We start from the raw sequence: 5,776 nt of genomic DNA on the forward strand, positions 1-5,776 counted from the left end.
GCGCACCCCAGTAGGTCGCGGGGTGCGACCAGGGCGAATTCTGGGCGGATTCGGGTGCCGCCAGCAGATCGAGGGTCATCGGGATATTCCTTCTGGCGCGCCGCCGTCGGCGCGCACCACGACAAGCCTACGGGCCGCGCCTGGGTGTTCCCGACGCGTGCCCCCGCTGGGATTCGAACCCAGACTGCGGCGATTTTAAGTCGCTTGCCTCTGCCGGTTGGGCTACGGGGGCGTCCCACGGTGTCGTCGGAGCACCTTCACACTATCCGGGTGGCGCAGCGCCGGTTTCGGCATCCGCGACGTCATCGCCAAGCGGTTCGCGCGCGGTCTTCGTCCAGCTCGTGCGGCCGGCGAGCTGGCGCACTAGCGAGACGAACAGCACGGGGAAGACCATCCAGGAGTAGATCGTGTAGGGGATCACGAGCACGAGCGCGGTGAACACCGAGAACCATCGTCCGCCGCGGAGGATGAGGGCCACGAGGCCTGGCCCGAACGCGATCGAGGCGAAGAAGATCGCGGTGAGGAGATAGGGCGGCTGGTAGCCCACGTCATCGACCAGATCGAGGATGATCGACACCGCGAACCCGACGCCGACCGTGAGCTGAAGCGGCGGGGTCAGCAGGTACCAGACGGCATCGATGTGACCGAGGATCGAGGTGCGCGCCTGGCCTGTGCCGCGCAGGAGGGTCAGCGCCTGCCAGTTGCCCTGCGCCCAGCGCACCCGCTGGCGGTACAGGCGGCGGAGCGAGTTCAGGCCCTGCTGATCGATCGTCGCGTCGTTGTCCTGCTCGCCGGCCCAGCCCGCCTGAATCATGCGGACGCCCAGATCCTGGTCTTCGGTGAGTCGGTCCCGCCACGGACCGCCCGCCTGGTCGTCGGCCACGGCATCCAGAGCGCTCAATCGGGTGAACTGGCCGTTGCCGCCCATGTTGGCCGTTCCCCACCAGGCGCGCCCGGCCTGGAAGATCAGGCCGAAGGTCGTGAATTCGACATCCTGCGCCCAGGTGAGGAATCCGCGGCGGTTGTAGATCCGCACCAGGACCTGCACTCCCCCGACGTTCGGCCGGACGAAGTGCCGGACGACCTGCGCGGGACTGTCCGGATCGAGCCGCCCATCCGCGTCGATCACACCCACCACGACACGGTCGCGCGGGACGCCGGCGAGCTCCGGCGAGGCCAGCAGGGTCTCGAGCTCGCGATACGCCGCGTTGAGCGCAGCCGCCTTGCCCTGCCGGGAATCCGGCGCTCTGCGGGTGAGGACCTGCAGGCGCGGATCATCGATGGAGGCGAGGATCTCGGGGGTCGCGTCCTCCGAGCCGTCGTCGATGACGAGGATGATCGAGCGCGCGGCGCGGGTGGCCTGGAGGCGCGCGACGGCGTCGGCGATCGTCACCTCCTCATTGAGCGCGGGCACCAGGAACACCCACACGAATTCGCTCTCGTCGATCGGATGGGCGGCTTCGGCGCCCTCCGCGCGACGCACCAGCCTGCGGAATCGTGCGGACAGCACCACCAGCGTGATGACCGAGATGAACGAGCCCAGCGCGACGACGAGGGCCACGGTGAACAGCACCTGCGCCCAGGTGGGGACCCCGGGGTAGAGCTGGCCGACGAAGTCCATCACCCCTCCTGCGCTCCGTCGGACGCGCGGTGGATCGGGATCGGAAGGGTGAGCGAGGCAGTGTCGTCCTCCCGGACGAGCTCGATCCGCTCGATCGGGTCTTCTGCGCCGCCCGCGGCGAGCACCTCGGCGCGATCGAACCCCGGTCCGAACGGGGAAGGCGGCGGCGTGTTGTCCAGCACGTGCAGGGTCGCCGCCACGATCCGCTCGGATGCTCGCCCATCCCCATAGGGATTGGTCCGGCGCTGTCGACGCTCATACTCCCGGTGGTCCTCCAGCAGCCGCTGCGCGGCGCTTACGATGACCTCCACCTCCGTGCCGACGAGCTCGAGGGTTCCGGCTGTAACGCCCTCCTGGCGTTCGGTCGTGTCCCGCAGCACGAGCACCGGCGTCCCGAGGGAGGGTGCCTCCTCCTGGATGCCGCCCGAGTCGGTCAGCACCACCGCGGCACGGCGCAGCAGCCGGGCGAACGCGGTGTAGCCCATCGGGCCGACGAGGGACACGTTGGCGACACCGTCGAGGCGCTCATGGAGCACCGCGGCCACGGCGGGATTCGGATGCAGCACCACGACGAATCGCACAGCGGGATACAGGCCGGCCAGGCGGTGCACCGCCTTGGCGATGCGAGCGAGCGGCTTGCCCCAGTTCTCACGGCGATGGGCGGTGACCACGATCAGCGGCGTGGACGAATCGGTCTCCAGGTCGTCGAGCTGCGGGTCGCCGAACGGGGCCTCGAGCGTGGCGGCGAACTGCAGGGCGTCGATCCCGGTGTTGCCCGTGACGTAGATGCGGCCGAACGGGATGCCCTCGCGGACGAGGTTCTCCTTGTTCTGGGTGGTGGGCGCGAGGTGCCAGGCGGCGATGCGGCTGATCAGCTGCCGGTTCAGCTCCTCCGGGAACGGCGAGAGCGTGTTGGAGGTGCGCAGTCCCGCCTCGACATGGATCACCGGGAGCCGGAGGTGGAACGCCGCGAGGGCGGATGCCGCGGCGCTCGTGGTGTCGCCGTGCACGAAGCAGGCCCCGGGGTACCCGTCGCCGGAGACCGTCTCAGAGGGCGGCCGAGGCTCGCCGAAGCGCTCGCGGACGAACCCTTCCAGGCCGAGCATCACCTCGGCGAACAGGTCGTTGAGCGATCGTCGGGTCGGCGACAGGGTCAGCGTGATGTCCGGCCGTGTGCCGGCCAGGGCGAGCACATCCTCCACCAGCTCCGCGTGCTGACCGGTCGACACCACGACAGGGCGTACCCGCGGACTGTCCTGGAACGCCCGGATCAGCGGCATCATCTTGATGGCCTCAGGGCGAGTGCCGATCACGAAGAGGGCGTTCGCCCGAACGGGTTCCATGCCGCCACGATAGCGGTGCGGAACCCACCGGCGACGGCGCGCCGCCCGGGCTACTTCGAGGCGACCGCCGCGGGCTCGGGCTTCGCTGCGGGCTTCGCTGCGGCCTTGGAGTCGGGCTTCGCCTCGACCGGCGCCGCCACGGGCTGCTGGGGACGCGGACGCGCCGCGAACTCCTCGAAGACGTAGCGCGGGCTCTGCACCGTCTGAAGGTTCACGAGGTCGCGACCGAGCCAGAGGTTGTGCCACCAGCCCCACAGCACGCGCCACTTGCGCTCCCACGAGGGCATCGCCATGCCGTGATAGCCGCGGTGGGCGACCCACGCGGGAAGACCCTTGAGCGCGAACTTGCCGGACTGGAAGACGCCGATGCCAAGGCCCAGGCCGGCGACCGCGCCGAGGTTCTTGTGGTGGTACTCGCGGGGCAGCTCGCCCCGCAGGACGGCGACGAGGTTGCGCGCGAGCAGCTTGGCCTGGCGCACCGCGTGCTGCGCGTTGGGCACGCAGTAGCCGCCGACGCCGCCGCCGGACAGGTCGGGGACGGCGGAGACGTCGCCGGCAGCCCACGCACCCTCGACGATCTCCTCGTCGGTGCCGACGCGCAGGTCGGGGCGGGTGCGGATGCGACCGCGCTCCTCGACCGGAAGGTCGCCGCCGCGCACCACCGTGGGGTTGGCCATGACGCCGGCCGTCCAGATGATGAGATCGCTCGGGAGCACCTCACCGGTCGACAGCTCGATGTTGCCGTCCACGGCTCCGGTGACCTGCGTCTCGAGGTGCACGTACGCGCCGCGCTTGGCGAGGTTGGCGAGCACCCACTCGCTGGTCTTCAGCGACACCTCGGGCATGATGCGGCTCATCGCCTCGATGAGGTGGAAGTGGGTGTCGTCGAACGTGAGCTGCGGGTAGTCCTTCACCAGCGACGAGGCCAGCGAGCGGAGCTCGGCRAACACCTCGATGCCGGCGAACCCGCCACCGACCACGACGACCGTGAGCAGACGGTCGCGCTCCGGACCAGCCGGAAGGGTCGACGCGAGGTCGAAGTTCGACATGAGGCGGTCGCGGATCGCGACGGCCTCTTCGATGGTCTTGAGCCCGATCGCGTTGTCGGCGATGCCCGGGATCGGGAACGTGCGCGATACGGCACCGGCGGTGACGACGATCTGGTCGTAGGACTGCTCCCACGGCTCGCCCCGCTCGGGGGTGATGGTCGCGACGCGGTTCGCGTGGTTGATGCCGGTGACCTTCGCGGCGATGACCGTCGTCCGCTTGAGGTGGCGGCGCAGCGCAACCACCGAGTGACGGGCCTCGATCGATCCGGCAGCCACCTCGGGGAGGAACGGCTGATAGGTCATGTACGGCAGGGGGTCGACGACCATGACCTCGGCCTCGCCCTTGCGGAGGTGCTTCTCGAGCTTCCAGGCGGTGTAGAAGCCGGCGTAGCCTCCACCGACGATGAGGATCTTGGGCACAGTGCTGTTCGCGGTGCGGGACACGGTGAGAGGAACTCCTCGGAGATCAGCGGCTCGGCGTGCGGGAAGAGCGCGCCATTCGGATGCGTCGGACAGCAGCGGTGATACCGAGCGCTACCAGTATAGCGGTGACGGTCGCCCCGGACGCTGGAAGCGTGCCGTACAGGAGCGTGTTCACCGTCGGCAGCAGCGGGGAAGCCGCACGCGTCACCGTCTCCACCGTAGGGAGCTGATCGATCTTCACCGGACCCGCCTGAGGTTGCGGCACCGGGGCTGCGTCGGCCCGCCGATAGGTGCGGATCCAGTCTTCGAGACTGCCCATCGGGTTGGCCGTGACCAGCGGAATGCCCGCGGAGACGGCGGCACCGGCATCCACCAGTCCGTAGCCGTACAGCGGATCGGGCACCGCGGTCTCGTCGGCCGCGGGATGCGCCGTGCGGATGATGCGGTTGATGACATTCGCCGCGTCCAGGTCCGGATGCGCGGACCGCACGAGGGCCGCGATGCCGGCCACGATGGGCGCGGCGCCGCTGGTGCCGTCCCAGAGCACGAGACTACCGTCCGCCGAGACGCCGACGAGGTTCTCGCTCGGCGCGGAGACGCCGATGGTGATCCCCTGCGTGGACGCCTCGAGACTCGCCTTGCCCTGCGGGTCGACCCCGGCGACGGTCAGCACGCCGGGGATGGTGGCGGGGGCGCCGACGCGCGTGGTGCCGCTCCCCCGGTTGCCCGCGGCGACGACCACGACGACGTCGTGGTCGAAGGCGTAGAGAAACGCGTCGTCCCAGCTCTCATCCCAGGCCGGCGTGTTCGTGGTGAGCGACAGGTTGATGACGTCGGCGCCGTGATCGACGGCCCAGTGCATCGCCTGCGCGATCTGCTCAGCGAACGGGACGGACGCCGAGGAGCCGAAGGCGACCGAGATCGAGAGCAGCTCGGCCTCCGGCGCGACGCCGATCATCCCGGTGTCCGGGCTGGTGCCCCGCGCCGCCGCGAGCGAGGCCACCCAGCTGCCGTGGTTGCCGTCCACCGCGCCGACCGCCGTCCGGCCATCGSAGGACCCCTGACCCGAGACATCCGTGCCTCCCACCACCGCGGAGTCGAGCTCGGGCACGCGCCCGATGCCGGTGTCGATCACGGCGATGCGCACTCCCGCGCCCTTCGTCGTCGTCCAGGCGGTGCGGATGCCGTATTCGTCGAGCCAGTACTCGGCGGCTCGCACCGGGTCGCCCTCCGGGTCGACCTCAGCAGCCACAGCCGCTGCCGGCGCACCGACGAGCGCGCCCAGCAGCGCCGCGATCGCGACGATCCGTCCGGCCCCGGCCAGACGTGAGCTGCGCGTC

4 protein-coding genes and 1 tRNA gene are annotated in these 5,776 nt (G+C 70.2%); all 5 read right to left on the minus strand.

The features are described 5' to 3' along the window. Positions 1 to 158: 158 nt before the first annotated feature. Positions 159 to 232: transfer RNA gene (locus tag AC1DVT_RS17340), tRNA-Leu, on the minus strand. A gap of 30 nt (positions 233 to 262) precedes the next feature. After that, entirely contained in the window at positions 263 to 1,621 is a 1,359-nt protein-coding gene (locus AC1DVT_RS17345) for a glycosyltransferase family 2 protein (RefSeq protein ID WP_477390322.1), read from the minus strand. Beyond that, positions 1,621 to 2,964 (minus strand): non-hydrolyzing UDP-N-acetylglucosamine 2-epimerase, encoded by a 1,344-nt coding sequence (gene wecB / locus AC1DVT_RS17350; protein WP_477390324.1) that lies wholly within the window; start codon positions 2,962 to 2,964, stop codon positions 1,621 to 1,623. The genes AC1DVT_RS17345 and wecB overlap by 1 nt, the downstream gene beginning before the upstream one ends. A gap of 50 nt (positions 2,965 to 3,014) precedes the next feature. Then, positions 3,015 to 4,433: an NAD(P)/FAD-dependent oxidoreductase gene (locus AC1DVT_RS17355; RefSeq protein ID WP_477390326.1), complete on the minus strand. Its 1,419-nt coding sequence runs from the start codon at positions 4,431 to 4,433 to the stop codon at positions 3,015 to 3,017. A 46-nt stretch (positions 4,434 to 4,479) separates the two neighbouring features. Then, on the minus strand, positions 4,480 to 5,760 hold the full coding sequence (locus AC1DVT_RS17360) for a S8 family serine peptidase (RefSeq protein ID WP_477390328.1): 1,281 nt from the start codon (positions 5,758 to 5,760) through the stop codon (positions 4,480 to 4,482). Between the last annotated feature and the right edge of the window lie 16 nt (positions 5,761 to 5,776).

This window comes from Microbacterium sp. P2_F9 (genome assembly GCF_056403635.1).

Bases quoted from the DNA above. Each gene is read 5' to 3' on its own strand.
- AC1DVT_RS17345 (WP_477390322.1), bottom strand. From the start codon at position 1,621: ATGGACTTCGTCGGCCAGCTCTACCCCGGGGTCCCCACCTGGGCGCAG.
- wecB (WP_477390324.1), bottom strand. From the start codon at position 2,964: ATGGAACCCGTTCGGGCGAACGCCCTCTTCGTGATCGGCACTCGCCCT.